This window comes from Allobosea sp. 47.2.35 (genome assembly GCF_024655635.1).
GTDB lineage: Bacteria > Pseudomonadota > Alphaproteobacteria > Rhizobiales > Beijerinckiaceae > Allobosea.
Genome location: NZ_JANLGI010000001.1, coordinates 376570 through 391573 on the forward strand (window position 1 = coordinate 376570; position 15004 = coordinate 391573).

The window sequence follows — 15004 nt, forward strand, 5'->3', positions numbered from 1 at the left end:
GATCATGAAAATGCACCGGAACCCGTCGCAAGGCGGCTAACCGGGCGAGAGGGAGGGAAGAATGACTGCGACTGGCGCCACGCAGGCCAGGAATGTCTCGCGACCCTGGCTAGCGCATTATCCGCCGGCCGTTCCGCCGGAACTCGACGATGCCAAGGTCGGCACGCTGGTGGACCTGATCGGCTCGGCCTGCTCGACCTATGCCAGCCGTCCCGCCTTCGAGAGCTTCGGCAAGACGATCACTTTCGCCGAGACCCGCCAGGCGGCCGAGGCCTTCGCCGGCTGGCTGCAGTCCAGGGGGTTGAAGAAGGGCGACCGTGTCGCCCTGATGATGCCGAACATCCTGGCCTATCCGGCGGCGATCTTCGGAGTGCTGCTCGGCGGCTTCACCGTCGTCAACGTCAATCCGCTCTACACGGCGCGCGAACTGACCCACCAGATCAACGATTCCGGGGCGCGGGTGCTCGTGGTGATCGAAAACTTCGCCCATGTCGTCGAGGAGGCGCTGCCGAACCTGAAGCTCGACGCGATCGTCGTCGCCACCGCCGGCGATTTGATGGGCTTCAAGGGCAAGATCGTCAATTTCGTCGCTCGCCGCATCAAGAAGGTGGTGAAGCACTACAACCTGCCGGGCTCGATGGGCTTCCAGCAGGTTCTGCAGGGCGGCGCCCGGATGGCGCCGGTGACGGTCACGCCGGACGATGTCGCCTTCCTGCAATATACCGGCGGAACGACCGGCGTCGCGAAGGGCGCCACGCTGACGCATCGCAATGTCGCGTCGAATGTGCAGCAGGCCGGCTTCTGGCTGGAATGGGTGCTGGAGCCGCCGCTCGGCCGCAGCGACTACCAGCATGTCATGGTGACGGCGCTGCCGCTCTACCACATCTTCGCGCTGACCTGCTGCTGCATGTTCATGCTGCGCATCGGCGCCAAGAGCCTGCTGATCGCCAATCCCCGCGACATACCGGGCTTCATCAAGACGCTGAAGGCGAGCCGCTTCACGCTCTTCTCCGGCGTCAACACGCTCTACAACGCGCTCGCCAATCATCCCGAGATCAGGCAAGTCGATTTCTCCGAGATGCGCTTCGCGGTGGCCGGCGGCATGGCGACGCAAGCCGCGGTCGCCAAGCAGTGGAAGGCCGTGACCGGGCGCCCGATCATCGAGGGCTATGGCCTGTCGGAAACTTCGCCGATCGCCACGATCAACCGGCCGGACCTGACCGAGTTCAGCGGCACGATCGGCTATCCGATCCCCTCGACGGAGATCGCGATCCGCGACGCCGAGGGCAACGACATGCCGATGGGCGAGGCCGGCGAGATCTGCATCCGCGGCCCGCAGGTGATGGCCGGCTACTGGAACCGCCCTGACGAGACCGCCAAGTCGATGACGGCGGACGGCTATTTCCGCAGCGGCGATGTCGGCGTGATGCTGCCGGACGGGCAGGTCAAGGTCGTCGACCGGATGAAGGACATGGTGCTGGTCTCCGGCTTCAACGTCTATCCGAACGAGGTCGAGGACGTGCTGGCCTCGCATCCGGGCGTGCTGGAATCGGCCGTGATCGGCCTGCCGGACGAGCATTCGGGCGAGGCGGTCACCGCCTTCGTCGTGCGCAAGGACCCGATCCTGACGACCGATGCTCTGCGTGCCTACTGCAAGGAAAATCTGACCGGCTACAAGGTGCCCAAGCAGATCTTCTTCCGCGAGAGCCTGCCGAAGACCAATGTCGGCAAGGTGCTGCGCCGCGCGCTGCGCGAGGAGGTCGTCGCCAAGCGCTGACGCTGGGCGACGGTCGACAGGCAGGCGAGCATCGTGCCATCTCTTGTCGGCTTTCGCGTGGGCGGGTGACCGCCGCGCGCCGCCGGAGACCATCGCCGCTTGCCTCATCGCCTCGTCGAACTGCCGCTGCTGCGCCGCCTGAAGCCCGGCCTCCATGTCTACGAGGAGGAGGCGCTGAACGCCGAGCCGGCGCTCGCGCTGCTCGACGAGCCGATCACGCCGGTCGATTCCTTCTTCATCCGCAATAACGGCCATCTGCCGGAGATCGACGACAGTAGCGAGTGGACGCTGACCATCGATGGCGAGGTCGAGCGCCCGGCCGTCTGGACCGTCGAAGGCCTGCGCCAGCGCTTCGAAACCGTCACGGTCACTGCTGTCCTGGAATGCGCCGGCAATGGCCGCTCGCGCTTCTCGCCGGCGACGGACGGTTTGCAATGGCGTCTCGGCGCCGTCGGCTGCGCACGCTGGACAGGTGTGCGGCTGGCGGATGTGCTGGAACATGCCGGCCCCAAACAGGGCGCCGTGTATACCGCCCATCACGCGCCGGACCGTCAGATCGGCAAGCCGGAGAAGGCGGCGCTCTCGCGTGGCCTGCCGATGGCCAAGGCGGTGGCCCCCGAAACCCTGATTGCTTTCGCCATGAATGGCGAGCCTATGCCGCGCCTGCATGGCGGGCCTTTGCGGATCGTCGCGCCGGGCTATCCCGGCTCGGCCTGGCAGAAATGGCTCGACCGGGTCACGCTGCGCGCTATCGAACATGACGGCGAGAAGATGCGCGGGACGGATTATCGGATGCCGATCCGGCCGGTGCGCCCCGGCGAACCGCTCGACCCCGCGAATTTTGCCGTCATCACCGATATGCCGGTCAAGTCGTTGATCACGACGCCGCTTGACGGCTTCGTCGCGAAGCAGGGCGAGCGATTGAAGGTCGCGGGCTTCGCCTGGAGTGGCGCCGTGCCGCTGGAATCAGTCGCGATTTCCAGCGACGGCGGCGAGAACTGGAGCGAGGTCGCATTGCAGGCCGGCGAGGGGCGTTTCGCCTGGCAGCGCTTCGAGGCGGAGATCGTCGCCGGGCAGGCCGGCCCATTCGTCGTCATGGCACGCGCGCGGGACGCAGAGGGCGGCGTCCAGCCGCTGGAATCGGTCTGGAACCCACGGGGATATTGCAACAATCAGGTCCAGCGTGTGCGCGGCTCGATCATTGCTTAGCCTTTGAACCTTTTGGCAGGTTGCTGCGTCTAAGGAATGGGTCTGCCATTCCGGGCATGGCTCTGCCGCCTCGGTCACTCCTCCTCCCATCGGCGACCGAGGCGGCCACTCTTCCCAGGAAAACGAGTTCAGGCCGCGAGAAGCGCCTTGCCGTCGGCGGCGTGGCCGGTGACCGGCACGATCTCGCCCGGCGCGATGTCGCTGCCGAAGCGAACCAGCGTGAAATCCTCGGCTCGGCCGGTATTGCCGCGTTCGGTCAGGACGCTGAGCGGGCGGCCGATACGCGCGGCGAGGTGACGCTGCTGGGCTGCGCCTGCTGCCGCGCGCAGCCTTGCAGCGCGCTCCGAGACGATCTCTCCCGAAAGCTGCGGCATGCGCGCAGCCGGCGTGCCGGGGCGGGCCGAATAGGGGAAGACATGGACGAAGCTCAGCCCGCATTCCGCGACGAGGTCGAGCGAGCGGGCGAACATCGCTTCGTCCTCGGTCGGGAAGCCGGCGATGAGATCGGCGCCGAAGACGATATCGGGACGCAAGGCCCTGATCTCCGCGCAGAAGCGGATGGCGTCGTCGCGGCCGTGGCGGCGCTTCATGCGCTTGAGGATGAGGTCATCGCCGGCCTGCAGCGAGAGATGCAGATGCGGCATCAGGCGCGGCTCTGTCGCGAGCAGGTCTCGCAAGGCGTCGTCGACCTCGACGGCGTCGATCGAGGAGAGGCGCAGGCGCGGCAGTTCGGGCAGGGCACGCAGGATCGCGCCCGCGAGCGCGCCCAAAGACGGCTCGTTGGGAAGGTCGCGGCCATAGCTGGTGAGGTCGACGCCGGTCAGCACGATCTCGCGGGCGCCGGCTTCCAGCAGGGTGCGGCATTGCGCGACGACATCGGCTATGGCGAGCGAGCGCGAATTGCCGCGTCCGAAGGGGATGACGCAGAAGGTACAGCGATGGTCGCAGCCGTTCTGGACCTGGACAAAGCCGCGCGTATGGCCGGCGAAGCGGCCGGTGATCGGCGCGCGCATGGCCGTGGGGGCCATGATGTCGCCGACATCGAGCTTGTCGGCCGTGGCCGTGTCGGGGTGGCCGAGGCTGTTGGAGCGGGCGAGCGCCGTCCAGTTCTCGGGCCGCAGCTTCTCGTCATTGCCGAGGACGCGGTCGACTTCCGGCATATCGGCGAAGCGGGCGGGCTCGATCTGCGCGGCGCAGCCGGTGACGATCACCGGCCGGTCCGGCTGCTCGCGCTTGAGGCGTCGCACGGCCTGCCGGGCCTGCCGGGTCGCCTCGGCCGTGACGGCGCAGGAATTGACGATCGCGGCATCCTTCAGCCCGGCGGCTTCCGCCTGGAGCCTCAATGCCTCGCTCTCGACGATGTTGAGGCGGCAGCCGAAGGTGACGACCTCAAGGGTCATTACGCGGCGCTCGAAAACAACGCCGGGTCGAGCGTGCCTTCCCATTCGAATTCGACCGGGCCGGTCATCAGGACATGGCCGTCGCGCTCGCGCCATTCGATGGCGAGATCGCCACCGGGCAGGCTGACGGTGGCCTTGCGGGCGGTGAGCTCGCGGCGCACCCCCGCGACCAGCGCCGCACAGGCCCCCGAGCCGCAGGCCTGGGTGATGCCGGCGCCACGCTCCCAGACGCGCAGCACGATATGGTCGGGCGCCTTCACCGCAGCGAGCTCGATATTGGCGCGATCAGGGAAGATCGGGTGGTTCTCGAGCAGCGGGCCGATCTGTTCGAGATTGTAGGCATAGGGGTCGGCGACGAAGAAGACCGCGTGCGGATTGCCCATGTTGACCGCGCAGGGCGTATGCAGGATCGGATTGTCGATCGGCCCGATCTGAAGCTCAAAGCGGCTGGTATCCTCGAAGGGCTCGGCCAGCGGAATCTGGTCCCAGGCGAGGCGCGGCGCGCCCATGTCGACGGTAAAGAGGGTCTCGCCCTCGCGCACCGCCGGCAGCAGGCCGGCCCTGGTCTGGAGCGCGAGGCGGCTCTTGCTGGCATCGCCCATCTGCGGGTCGGCGATCATCGCCCAGGCGACGCAGCGCGTGCCGTTGCCGCAGGCGCCGGCCTCCGAGCCGTCGGTATTATAGATGCGCACGAAGGCGTCTGTGCCGGGCGTGATGGCATCGTGCAGGACCATGAGCTGGTCGAAGCGGGCGCGCGGCTCGGAGGCGATGGCGCGGGCCTCGCTTTCGCTGATGAGGTGCTTGCTGCCGCGCAGGTCCAGCACCGTGATCTGGTTGCCGAGCCCGTTCATCTTCAGGAACCGGCGATTGGCCAGAGCGTTCATTTGGTCACACGTCCCATGAATAAGGGGTCTATGGCCGAGGCGACGTGAAAAAGCCACCCTCGTCCCCGTTCCTGAGACAAGGTGGACATTCTATGTTGCGCCGCAAGGGCGCGAATCGCGTGAAACTCTAAGGCCGTGACAATGCGTGATTCTCGGCGGTATTCCCGGATTTGTGCCTTGGCTCTCGTCGGCTTGACGAGCTTGTCGAGCGGAATGGTCGTCGCACAGACGCGCGTTGCGCCGCCTGTCGCCGTCGAATCGGCGCCGCTTGCTCCGCCACCCGGCGCAAGCCCTGTCCAGATACCGTCGGCTCCGGCGCAGACCCCGCCTGCGCCCGTGCCCGAATCCCAGCCGGGACCGCAGCCGGTCCAGCCCGCTCCGCCGCCGCCGAACCCGGTGGTGCCGCAGCCGATGCAGCCCGCGCCGACCTTGCCGGGACCAGCCGAGCCGCAGCCGGTGCAGCCGCCGCCGACCTTGCCGCCGCCGGGCCAGCCCTTGCCGGCGCCGCCCGTGCAGCAGCAGACCGGCGTGCCCGATCCGAACGCTACGCTTGCCGGCAAGCGTAGCGATTCCAGCGATATCGAGGAGGTCGTGCTGGCCGCGAAGCCTGTTCTGCAATTGTCGGGGCAGGCCAGCTGGGACCAGGGTTTCCAGCGACTGTCGGAGAGCTTCAACGCCTTGCGCGCGGAAGCGCAGAGAGCTGGCCTGCCGGTCGCTGGTCGGCCGTTGTCGCTCTTCGTCGAGACGACCGATGACGGCTTCCGCTTCGAGGCGATGCTGCCCGTCGCGGTGCCGGCCGGGGGGCAGCCTCAGGCGTTGGGGCCCGGGATCAAGCTGAGCGCTTCACCCGCGGGGCGGGCGCTGCGTTTCCAGCATGTCGCGCCCTATGACGACATCGATTCCACCTACGAGACGATCACGGCCTATCTCGAAGCCAAGAGCATCGCCGTGAAGGACGCGTTCCTCGAGGAATATGTCAGCGACCTCAGGGACCCGGGCGACCCGAATCTCGAGATCAACATCTACGTCCAGCCGAAATAGCTTTCGCTGTCATTCCGGGTTCGGCGCGATGCGCCGTCCCGGAATGACAAGGGGCGTCACACGCTCCAGCTCAAACCCGGCCGCATCGGCCTGAAGCGCTCCTCCGGCAGCCCGGCCTCTGCCAGCGCGACCTTCAGCGCCTCGGGCGGCCGCTCGACGCCTTCGTCGGTGAGCTGGAAGGTGCCCCAGTGATGGCCGATCGCCTGCTTGGCACCCAGCGCCAGCATGACCTTGACCGCCTCATCCGGGTTCATGTGGTTGTCCGACATGAACCAGCGTGGCTCATAGGCGCCGATCGGCAGCACGGCGAGGTCGAACGGTCCGTGCTGGCTGCCGAGCTCCCGATAAAGTGAGCCGTCATGGTAGCCGGTATCGCCGATATGGAAGATCTTCGAGGCCGGCGTTTCCAGGATGTAGGAGCACCACAAGGCCATGCGCCGGTCGAAGGCGCCGCGCGCCGACCAGTGATAGCTTGGCACCAGCGTGACCGCGATCTTGTCCGAGAGCGTGAGCCGGTCGTTCCAGTCATGCGCCTCGGCGCGGGCATCGGGGATGCGGGATCGGACAATCGCGTCATTGCCGAGCGGCATGATCATGCGCGGCTGGTCGCGGCCGTGCAGCTGCGCCAGCGTCTCGATGTCGAGATGGTCGTAATGGTTATGCGTGACCAGCACCGCGTCGATCTTCGGCAGGTCGGCGAAGGCGACGCCCGGCGCATTCACGCGCTTCGGACCAAGGAAGGAGAAGGGGCTCGCGCGCAGCGAATAGACGGGGTCGATCAGCAGGTTCAGGCCCGCGACCTGATAGAGGAAGGAGGCGTGGCCGAGATGGACGATCCGGACGCCGTCGACACGCGCCGGCGGCTTGTCCTGCGGCGGCGCCTGATAGGCGAGGGGAAAAGCCTCGCGCTCGCGCTTGCCGGTCTGCCAGCGCAGCACATCGGCGAGGCCCTTGGTCACCGGGCGGCCGTCGCTGAAGACGAGCCCGTTGAAATGGTCGCTGACGGGGCCCTGATAATAGGGATTGCGCGAACGGGAGATCGCGCCCCAGGCGGCGCCGGTCGAAGCCAGCAGCGCACCGAGGCCGACGAAGGAGAGGAGTTTGCGACGGGTCATGGTCCAGAACAGGTAGGCCGCCGCGACCTTCCGTCAAGGCTCCGGTCGTTTGATCGCCAAGGCGTGAAGCCAGCGTGTCGGCTGGCGGTCATAGCCGGAGCCGGTATCCTCATCGATCGTCAGGGATTGCCAGCGAGCGCCGTTGCCGAAGGCGGCACGCAGTTCGGCTTACGAGAGATAGTTGAAATAGCGGCCGAGGCCGTCGCGCCCTTCGGCCTCGCCAGCCTTGAAGCTGGCATAGAGGACGCCGCCTGGACGCAGGGCGCGGTATATCCGGTCGATGATGCCGGGCAGGGCCGGGCGCGGTGCATGCAGCAGGCAGGCATGCGCCCAGACGCCGTCATAGGCCGCGATGTCCTCCAGATCCTCGAAGAGCAGGACACGGACCGGGCGGCCGAGGCGCTGTTCGGCTTGCGCCGCCAGTTCCGGGGAGCCGTCCGTCGGCACGACGTCGAAGCCGCGCCGCAGCATCTCCTCGCTATCCTGTCCGCCGCCACAACCGAGTTCGAGAATCCGCGCGCCGGGCCTGAGCCCGGCGATGAAGGGATCGATGCGGCTGTGCTCCGCCAGCCGGGCGCGACCGGCATAGGCGCTGGCTTCCTCGGCATAGAAGCCGAGCGTCTGGTCGTCCTTGCTCGACATGATCGGCGTCAGTTGTTGCCGGAGCGGATCGCGACGGTCGCGACGCCGGCGCCGATCAGGAGCGTGCCGCCGGTCTTGTTGAACAGCCCGATTGCGCGTGGATTGCTGACCACGGCCCGTGCCCGCGAGGCGATCAGCGCGTAGCCCATGGCATTGGCGAAGGCGAGCGTGATGAAGGTCGCCTCGAAGATCAGCATCTGCGTCCAGAAATCGCCCTTGGTGTCGAGGAACTGGGGCAGGAAGGCGACGAAGAAGGTGATGCTCTTCGGGTTCAGCGCGGTCACCAGCCAGGCATGACCGAGCATTTTCCAGCCGGGAGCGGCGTCCTCGCGCGGCTTGGCATCGAGCGTGCCGCCGGCGCGGAAGAGCTTGATGCCGAGCCAGATCAGATAGGCCGCGCCGATCCATTTCAGCGTGGTGAAGATCAGGGCGGAGGTAGCAAGCAGGGCGCCGACGCCGAGCATGGAGAGCGTCATCGCGGTGAAGTCGCCGAGCGCGACGCCGACGGCGATCGGGAAGGCGGTGCGCCAGCCCTGGCCGAGCGCATAGGAGATCACCAGGAGGATCGTCGGTCCGGGGATAACCAGAAGGACGGCGGTGGCGGCGGTGAAGGCGATCCAGGCTTCGAAGGTCATGATGGTGAAGGCTCCGCTAAAGACCAGAGCCATCACCAGAAGCGGGGGTTTGTAAAGAGCTATCGCGTGGGCCGCACGTTGTTGCCGAACCACATCGTCGGAGCGGGTGGTTCGGCTGCCATCTCGCGGCGCACCTCCGGATCGGCCGCGACGACGAGCACCCACCAGACCCGGTAGCTGGTGCGCGGGTCCTTGGAGAGCGCGATGCCGTAGCGGGTCGCTTCCTTCATGCGCAGGTTCGCGTCATGGCCCGGCGACTTGCGCCAGCCGTCGAAGGCCTCCTCGACCGAGAAATAGCCGCCGCCGAGGTTCTCCGCGGCCCGCGCGCTATCGACGCCGGCGGCATGGATGCGGGCGGTGAAGTCGCCGCCGGCATCATGCGAGAGGGCGTTCTTGGCCACCATGGCATCGGCCTGGCGCTGCGCCATCGCCATCAGGCGTGGGTCGGGCCTGACGGCGCCGAGGCCCTGGCTGGCGCGATAGGCATTGAGGATGCGCCCGGCCTGCGCGGGGTCGAGCGAGACGGCCGCGACCTTCTCGACCATGCGCGGATCGAGCGGGCCCTCGCGACGCGGATCGCCGGCGCAGGCGGCCAGCAGGACGGAGAGGGCCAGCAGGATCGAGGCAGGTTTCAGTGTCATGGGCCGGCACGTTTGCGAATCGGGCCGCAGCGATGCCGCCCGATCAGGGCCTTTCTGGGGCCGTGCGATTTCCGTGATTTAGCTGCGTGCGCCGCCGATCACGCGGCAGAACGCCTTGCGCACGTAATCCTCCGGCGCGACCTGCCCGGCCTGGACGACGAAGACCGCATCGACGCGGGTGCCCTTGCCGTTCTTGCGGGCGGTGATGCGCAAGGTCTGCGGACGTCCCGAGCCGGTGGTCTCCTGGATGGCGAGGACGGCGCTTGTCGCCTTGTCGATGCGCATGTCGGCGAAGCCCTCGGCCGAAACCGCGGCGCCGAGATCGCTGAGCACGGCCGCGGGCTGGCGGTTCGGGATCAGGTCCCAGGTGCGGTAGCTCAGCCCGGTCACCATCGGCACGCCATCGACCTTGAAGTTGCTGGCGCAGGGCTGGGCCATTGCCGTGTTGAGGCTGGCAAGCACGAGGCCGGCAGCGAGGGGCAGGCTGCGAGGGGCGAAAAAGCGCATCGTCGGTCCCTTGATGATGAATCGAACCGCCCAGCAATGCGTGGAAGAGGGCGGCCGTGCAACCCGAGTGCCATTTTCAGCGCCTCCCCGTCCCCAAAACTTGACTTTCGCCACAGTCTTCCGCTTTAAGATCGCATCCGTTTCGCCGACATCGTCGAAACCACATCCGCCGACCGGGCCGCGCAAGCCGCTTTCATGAGCCCGGAGGTCAACGCCCGACAGCGCGATTGCGCCCTCGGGCGCGAAACCGCTTGGCGATGAGGTCGTGGTGCTGAAGGCTTCCCGAGGCAAGCAGGCAGGTCCGCATGTTCGGCACGCTGAGCGACAGGCTCTCCAGCATCCTCTCGGGGCTGACCCGCAGGGGTTCGCTGACCGAGGAGGACGTCAACGCGGCTCTCCGTGAGGTTCGCCGCGCGCTGCTCGAGGCCGACGTTGCGCTCGAGGTCGTCCGGTCCTTTACCGACAAGGTGCGGGAGCGCGCCGTAGGCGCCGAGGTGCTGAAATCGGTCACGCCCGGCCAGCAGGTCATCAAGATCGTCAACGACGTCCTGATCGAGACGCTGGGCGGCGAGGGCGAGGGCATCAATTTCGATGCCGTGCCGCCGGTTCCGGTCCTGATGGTCGGTCTTCAGGGCTCGGGCAAGACGACGTCGACGGCAAAGATCGCCAAGCGCCTGACCGAGCGCCACAAGAAGAAGGTGCTGATGGCGTCGCTCGATACGCGACGCCCGGCCGCCATGGAGCAGCTCGCCATCCTCGGCAGCCAGGTCGGCGTGCAGACGCTGCCGATCGTCGCCGGCCAGTCGGCCGTGCAGATCGCGAAGCGCGCGGTCGAGGCTGCCCGTCTCGGCGGCTACGACGTCGTGATGCTTGACACCGCCGGCCGCGTGACGCTCGACGACACGCTGATGGCCGAGGTCGCCGAGGTGAAGGCCGCGACGAACCCGCATGAAGTGCTGCTCGTCGCCGACGCGCTGACCGGTCAGGACGCGGTCAACACGGCGCGTGCCTTCGATGCCCGCGTCGGCCTCACCGGTATCGTGCTGACCCGCATGGACGGCGATTCGCGCGGTGGTGCGGCGCTCTCGATGCGTGCCGTCACCGGCAAGCCGATCAAGCTCGTCGGTATCGGCGAGAAGGTCGACGAGCTCGACGAGTTCCACCCGTCGCGTGTCGCCAACCGCATCCTCGGCATGGGCGACATCGTCTCGCTCGTCGAGAAGGCGGCGCAGACCATCGACGCCGAGCAGGCGCAGGCCACCGCGCAGCGCATGGCCAAGGGCCAGTTCGATCTCTCCGACATGCGCGCGCAGCTCCAGCAGATGGAGAAGATGGGCGGCATCGGCGGCGTGATGGGCATGCTGCCCGGCATGAAGCAGGCCCAGTCGCAGCTCGCCAATGCCGGCGTCGGCGACAAGATGTTCAAGAGCATGATCGCTGCGATCGACTCGATGACGGCGGCCGAGCGCAAGAATCCCGACCTGCTCAAGAACAGCCGCAAGAAGCGCATCGCCGCCGGTTCCGGCACCACGGCCGAGCAGATCAACAAGCTGCTCAAGATGCATCGCGGCATGGCCGACGCCATGAAGATGATGGCCAAGCAGAAGGGCGGCATGCTCGGCAAGCTCGGCTCGATGTTCGGGCTCGGCGGTGGCCTGCCGGCTGGCATGCCTGATCCCTCCAAGATGGACCCCGCTCAGCTCGCCGAATTGCAGAAGCAGCTCGGCGCGGGCGGCGGCCTGCCTTCGCTGCCGCCGGGCGGTTTCCCCGGCCTGCCGAAGGGCGTGACCCCGCCGGCCGGGATGATGCCGAAGTTGCCGGGGCTCGGCGGTGGCGGTTTGCCCGGCCTGGGTAACCCGTTCGGGGCCAAGAAGAAGTGATTCCCGTTCTGGAAACGGAGCGGTTGCGGCTGCGCGGCTGGACGGCCGCCGATTTCGACGTGCTCGTCGATTTCTACGCCGATGAGAACCTGACCCGCTATGTCGGTGGCACCAGCGACCGCTGGGATGGCTGGCGCCGTTTCTCCGCCATGGCCGGCCATTGGACGCTGCGCGGCTACGGCCTCTGGGCGGTGGAAGCGAAGGAGGACCGCCGGCTCGTCGGCTGGTGCGGCCTGCTCTCGCCGGAAGGCTGGCCCGAGCCGGAGATCGGCTGGAGCCTGTTCGCAGGCGAGCATGGTCGCGGCTACGCGACCGAGGCTGCGCTGCGCGCCCGTGACTATGCCTATCGTGACTTGGGGTGGACCACGCTGATGAGCCTGGTGCATCCCGACAACCGACCCTCGATCCGCGTTGCCGAGCGTCTCGGCGCGCGCTTCGAGAAACCCTTCGTGATCCGTGGCACCGAGGTCGGCATCTACCGGCATCCGGCGGCCGCGCCTGCGAAACACTGAACCAAAACCAAACCTGACCGGAGAAGACCCATGTCCCTCAAGATTCGCCTGACCCGCGGCGGCGCCAAGAAGCGCCCGTACTATCGCATCGTCGTCGCCGACTCGCGTTCGCCGCGCGATGGCCGCTTCATCGAGAAGATCGGTTCCTATGACCCGATGAAGGCCAAGGACGCCGCCGACCGCGTCGTGCTCGACATCGAGAAGGTTCAGGCCTGGCTCGCCAAGGGCGCCCAGCCGACCGATCGCGTCCTGCGCTTCCTCGACGCCGCCGGCCTCGTCAAGCGCGCTGCCCGCAACAACCCGAACAAGGCTGTTCCCGGCGAGAAGGCCAAGGAGCGCGCCGAGAAGAAGGCCGAGAAGGCCGCTGCTCCGGCTGCCGAAGAAGCCGCCGAGGCGTGAGCCTGATCGTCCGCACGTCGGTCTCGGGCGGGGTGCAGCCTCGGCCCGAGGGTTTTCTCAAGGAGATGTCCGGCTCCAGGCCGGGCATGACGTGCTGACATGAGCGACCTCATCCTGCTCGGTATTGTCGGCGCGCCGCATGGCGTGCGCGGCGAGGTCAGGATCAAGACCTTCACCGGCGATCCCCTGGGGATCGCCGGTTACGGCCCGCTGACCGACAGCAAGGGCCGCAGCTACGAAATCATCGATATCCGCCCGGCCAAGGAAGTGGTCGTCGCCCGGCTCAAGGACGTGACGACGCGCGAGCAGGCCGAGGCGTTGAACGGGACCGAACTCTTCATCGCCCGCGACAAGCTCTCGGCCGATGCGGACGAGGACGAGTTCCTGCATGCCGACCTGATCGGCTGCAGCGTGGTCGGGCCGGACGGCGCCGTGCTCGGCAGCGTCACCGGCGTCGAGAATTACGGGGCCGGCGACCTGCTCGACATCAAGACGCCGGACGGGCGCTTCGTCCTGATGCCCTTCACCAAGGCCTTCGCGCCGCGCATCGACATGGCCGCGCGCCGGATCGAGGCCGAGCCTCCTCTCGGATTGTTCGAGCCCGACGATGACAAGCAATAGGCCTGCCCACGCCCTGATCTTCGACATGGACGGCACCATCGTCGACAACATGCGCTTCCATGACGACGCCTGGGAGAGCTGGCACGTCAGCAACAATCTGCCCTTCGACCGCGAGACCTTCTCGGCCCGCACCGCCGGCATGGCGCTGGGCGAGATCGTCGGGCCTTACTTCCCGAACGCAACCGCCGACGAGATCGCCGCGATGGGCGATGCCAAGGAAGCGCTCTATCGCGAGGCCTATCGCCCGCATGTCGCGGCGACCGCTGGCCTGCTCGACCTGATGGCGCGCGCCGATGCGGCAGGCGTGCCGATGGCGGTCGGCACCGCTGCGCCACCGCCGAATATCGAGGTGGTGCTCGATGCGCTGGACCTGCGCCGGCGCTTCGCAACGATCGTCTCGCCGAGCCAGGGGTTCCGCGGCAAGCCGCATCCCGACATGTTCCTGGCCGCGGCCGAGCGCATGAAGGTCGATCCGGCCGATTGCATCGTCTTCGAGGATGCACCGCTCGGTGTCGAGGCGGCGCGCCGGGCCGGCATGCGAGCCGTGGCCTTGCTCACCTTGCTCGGCCCCGAGGGCTTCGTGGCTTACGACAACCTGATCGCCTCGGCGCCCGACTTCACCGCGCTGGACGGTTTGCCTGCGCTGCGCTTTGCTTGAAGGCATGCCCTTCCGCGCCTCGATCCTGACGCTCTATCCGGAGATGTTTCCGGGGCCGCTCGGCATCTCGCTGGCGGGCGAGGGCCTGCGCAAGGGATTGTGGTCGCTCGATACGCATCAGATCCGTGAGCACGGCATCGGCCGCCATCGCAATGTCGACGACAATCCGGCTGGCGGCGGCGCCGGCATGGTGCTGCGCTGCGACGTACTGGCGGCGGCGATCGATGCGGCCGTGCCGGTGGATGACGATCGCCCGCGCCTGTTGATGTCGCCGCGCGGACGCCCGCTCAAGCAGGAGCAGGTTCGCGACTGGGCTGAAGGCCCCGGCCTCGTCATCGTCTGCGGGCGCTTCGAGGGGGTAGACGAGCGGGTTATCGAGGGGCGCAACCTGATCGAGGTCTCGATCGGCGACTACATCCTCTCCGGCGGCGAGATGGCGGCACTGACGCTACTCGACGCCTGCGTGCGGTTGATCCCCGGCGTGATGGGCAAGGTCGCGTCCGGCGAGGACGAGAGCTTCGAGAACGGGTTGCTCGAATACCCGCATTATACCCGCCCGCGCGAATGGGAGGGCCGGGGCCTGCCGGAGGCGCTGCTCTCCGGCGACCATACCCGCATCGCGAAATGGCGGCGGGCGGAGGCGGAGCGGATCACGCGGGAGCGACGGCCGGACCTGCTCGCCAGGCGCGATCAGGGATAGGCCGTCACCGGCAGTTTCTCGGCCAGCCAACCGCCCGGCCCGAGCATGCCGCCGCGTACGCCCGCGAGATCGCGCCAGCCACGTCCGGCGAGCTTCTGTGCCACGGCGACCGCCTGCGCGCCCGTGCGATCGATCAGGACGATGCGCTTGCCGGGATGGTCGAGCCGCAGGCCCGCGATCCTGACCTCGAAGGCCGGCGCGTCGACATCCAGAGCGAGAGCGCCCTGCGGCAGGCCGGTATCGGCCCATTCCTGCGCGCCGCGGATATCGACAAGCAGGATGCGCTTCGCCTGCGTCGCCTCATGTGCTTCGCGCGGCGAAAGCGTCGCTGCCGATTGCCCGAAAACGAAAGAGGCCGGGAGCACGAAGCCCCCGGCCAGAAC

16 protein-coding genes and 1 pseudogene are annotated in these 15004 nt (G+C 67.6%); 9 read left to right on the forward strand and 8 right to left on the reverse strand.

Going from position 1 to position 15004, the window contains the following annotated elements; translation table 11 throughout:
• Positions 1-61 precede the first annotated feature (61 nt).
• A complete protein-coding gene (locus NUV79_RS01930; RefSeq protein ID WP_257731387.1) occupies positions 62-1777 on the forward strand; it encodes an AMP-binding protein in 1716 nt (571 codons plus the stop codon).
• Between the two features lie 99 nt (positions 1778-1876).
• On the forward strand, positions 1877-2986 hold the full coding sequence (locus NUV79_RS01935) for a sulfite oxidase (protein ID WP_257731388.1): 1110 nt from the start codon (positions 1877-1879) through the stop codon (positions 2984-2986).
• A gap of 128 nt (positions 2987-3114) precedes the next feature.
• Here the strand turns inward: NUV79_RS01935 and mtaB are convergent, their stop codons facing one another.
• Entirely contained in the window at positions 3115-4386 is a 1272-nt protein-coding gene (gene mtaB / locus NUV79_RS01940) for a tRNA (N(6)-L-threonylcarbamoyladenosine(37)-C(2))-methylthiotransferase MtaB (protein WP_257731389.1), read from the reverse strand.
• Positions 4386-5270, reverse strand: coding sequence for a diaminopimelate epimerase (gene dapF, locus NUV79_RS01945; protein WP_257731390.1), 885 nt, complete (start codon positions 5268-5270; stop codon positions 4386-4388). Before dapF ends, mtaB begins: the two co-directional genes overlap by 1 nt.
• Positions 5271-5606: 336 nt before the next feature.
• Here dapF and NUV79_RS01950 point away from each other — a divergent pair, with 336 nt between their 5' ends.
• Positions 5607-6311: a GyrI-like domain-containing protein gene (locus NUV79_RS01950; RefSeq protein ID WP_308218145.1), complete on the forward strand. Its 705-nt coding sequence runs from the start codon at positions 5607-5609 to the stop codon at positions 6309-6311.
• 56 nt (positions 6312-6367) lie between these two features.
• On the opposite strand, the gene NUV79_RS01955 is transcribed toward NUV79_RS01950, so the two are convergent.
• The 5 genes and pseudogenes from NUV79_RS01955 to NUV79_RS01975 form a co-directional block, all read right to left on the reverse strand.
• A complete protein-coding gene (locus NUV79_RS01955; RefSeq protein ID WP_257731391.1) occupies positions 6368-7426 on the reverse strand; it encodes an MBL fold metallo-hydrolase in 1059 nt (352 codons plus the stop codon).
• A 33-nt stretch (positions 7427-7459) separates the two neighbouring features.
• Positions 7460-8068: pseudogene (locus NUV79_RS01960) on the reverse strand (class I SAM-dependent methyltransferase).
• Between the two features lie 8 nt (positions 8069-8076).
• Entirely contained in the window at positions 8077-8703 is a 627-nt protein-coding gene (locus NUV79_RS01965) for a LysE family translocator (RefSeq protein WP_257731392.1), read from the reverse strand.
• A gap of 59 nt (positions 8704-8762) precedes the next feature.
• A complete protein-coding gene (locus NUV79_RS01970; protein ID WP_257731393.1) occupies positions 8763-9344 on the reverse strand; it encodes a CAP domain-containing protein in 582 nt (193 codons plus the stop codon).
• Positions 9345-9422: 78 nt separating this feature from the next.
• Complete coding sequence (locus NUV79_RS01975) at positions 9423-9851, reverse strand: hypothetical protein (RefSeq protein ID WP_257731394.1); 429 nt, start codon at positions 9849-9851, stop codon at positions 9423-9425.
• 305 nt (positions 9852-10156) lie between these two features.
• Here NUV79_RS01975 and ffh point away from each other — a divergent pair, with 305 nt between their 5' ends.
• From ffh to trmD, 6 genes are all read left to right on the forward strand, one after another.
• Entirely contained in the window at positions 10157-11731 is a 1575-nt protein-coding gene (gene ffh, locus NUV79_RS01980; protein WP_257731395.1) for a signal recognition particle protein, read from the forward strand.
• Positions 11728-12243, forward strand: coding sequence for a GNAT family N-acetyltransferase (locus tag NUV79_RS01985; protein WP_257731396.1), 516 nt, complete (start codon positions 11728-11730; stop codon positions 12241-12243). Before ffh ends, NUV79_RS01985 begins: the two co-directional genes overlap by 4 nt.
• A 30-nt stretch (positions 12244-12273) precedes the next feature.
• On the forward strand, positions 12274-12642 hold the full coding sequence (gene rpsP / locus NUV79_RS01990; protein WP_257731397.1) for a 30S ribosomal protein S16: 369 nt from the start codon (positions 12274-12276) through the stop codon (positions 12640-12642).
• Between the two features lie 99 nt (positions 12643-12741).
• Positions 12742-13263: a ribosome maturation factor RimM gene (gene rimM, locus NUV79_RS01995; RefSeq protein ID WP_257731398.1), complete on the forward strand. Its 522-nt coding sequence runs from the start codon at positions 12742-12744 to the stop codon at positions 13261-13263.
• Complete coding sequence (locus NUV79_RS02000; protein ID WP_257731399.1) at positions 13250-13921, forward strand: HAD family hydrolase; 672 nt, start codon at positions 13250-13252, stop codon at positions 13919-13921. Before rimM ends, NUV79_RS02000 begins: the two co-directional genes overlap by 14 nt.
• Before the next feature lie 4 nt (positions 13922-13925).
• Positions 13926-14621 (forward strand): tRNA (guanosine(37)-N1)-methyltransferase TrmD, encoded by a 696-nt coding sequence (trmD, locus tag NUV79_RS02005; RefSeq protein ID WP_257731400.1) that lies wholly within the window; start codon positions 13926-13928, stop codon positions 14619-14621.
• Here trmD and NUV79_RS02010 read toward each other — a convergent pair.
• Positions 14612-14986, reverse strand: coding sequence for a rhodanese-like domain-containing protein (locus NUV79_RS02010; RefSeq protein WP_257731401.1), 375 nt, complete (start codon positions 14984-14986; stop codon positions 14612-14614). The two genes, trmD and NUV79_RS02010, sit on opposite strands and share 10 nt — an antisense overlap.
• Positions 14987-15004: the final 18 nt, after the last annotated feature.

Coding starts and splice junctions, on each gene's coding strand:
- NUV79_RS01975 (WP_257731394.1), bottom strand. CDS start 9,851: ATGCGCTTTTTCGCCCCTCGCAGCCTGCCCCTCGCTGCCGGCCTCGTG.
- NUV79_RS01970 (WP_257731393.1), bottom strand. CDS start 9,344: ATGACACTGAAACCTGCCTCGATCCTGCTGGCCCTCTCCGTCCTGCTG.
- trmD (WP_257731400.1), top strand. CDS start 13,926: ATGCCCTTCCGCGCCTCGATCCTGACGCTCTATCCGGAGATGTTTCCG.
- NUV79_RS01965 (WP_257731392.1), bottom strand. CDS start 8,703: ATGACCTTCGAAGCCTGGATCGCCTTCACCGCCGCCACCGCCGTCCTT.
- rimM (WP_257731398.1), top strand. CDS start 12,742: ATGAGCGACCTCATCCTGCTCGGTATTGTCGGCGCGCCGCATGGCGTG.
- mtaB (WP_257731389.1), bottom strand. CDS start 4,386: ATGACCCTTGAGGTCGTCACCTTCGGCTGCCGCCTCAACATCGTCGAG.
- NUV79_RS01955 (WP_257731391.1), bottom strand. CDS start 7,426: ATGACCCGTCGCAAACTCCTCTCCTTCGTCGGCCTCGGTGCGCTGCTG.
- NUV79_RS01930 (WP_257731387.1), top strand. CDS start 62: ATGACTGCGACTGGCGCCACGCAGGCCAGGAATGTCTCGCGACCCTGG.
- dapF (WP_257731390.1), bottom strand. CDS start 5,270: ATGAACGCTCTGGCCAATCGCCGGTTCCTGAAGATGAACGGGCTCGGC.
- NUV79_RS02000 (WP_257731399.1), top strand. CDS start 13,250: ATGACAAGCAATAGGCCTGCCCACGCCCTGATCTTCGACATGGACGGC.
- ffh (WP_257731395.1), top strand. CDS start 10,157: ATGTTCGGCACGCTGAGCGACAGGCTCTCCAGCATCCTCTCGGGGCTG.
- rpsP (WP_257731397.1), top strand. CDS start 12,274: ATGTCCCTCAAGATTCGCCTGACCCGCGGCGGCGCCAAGAAGCGCCCG.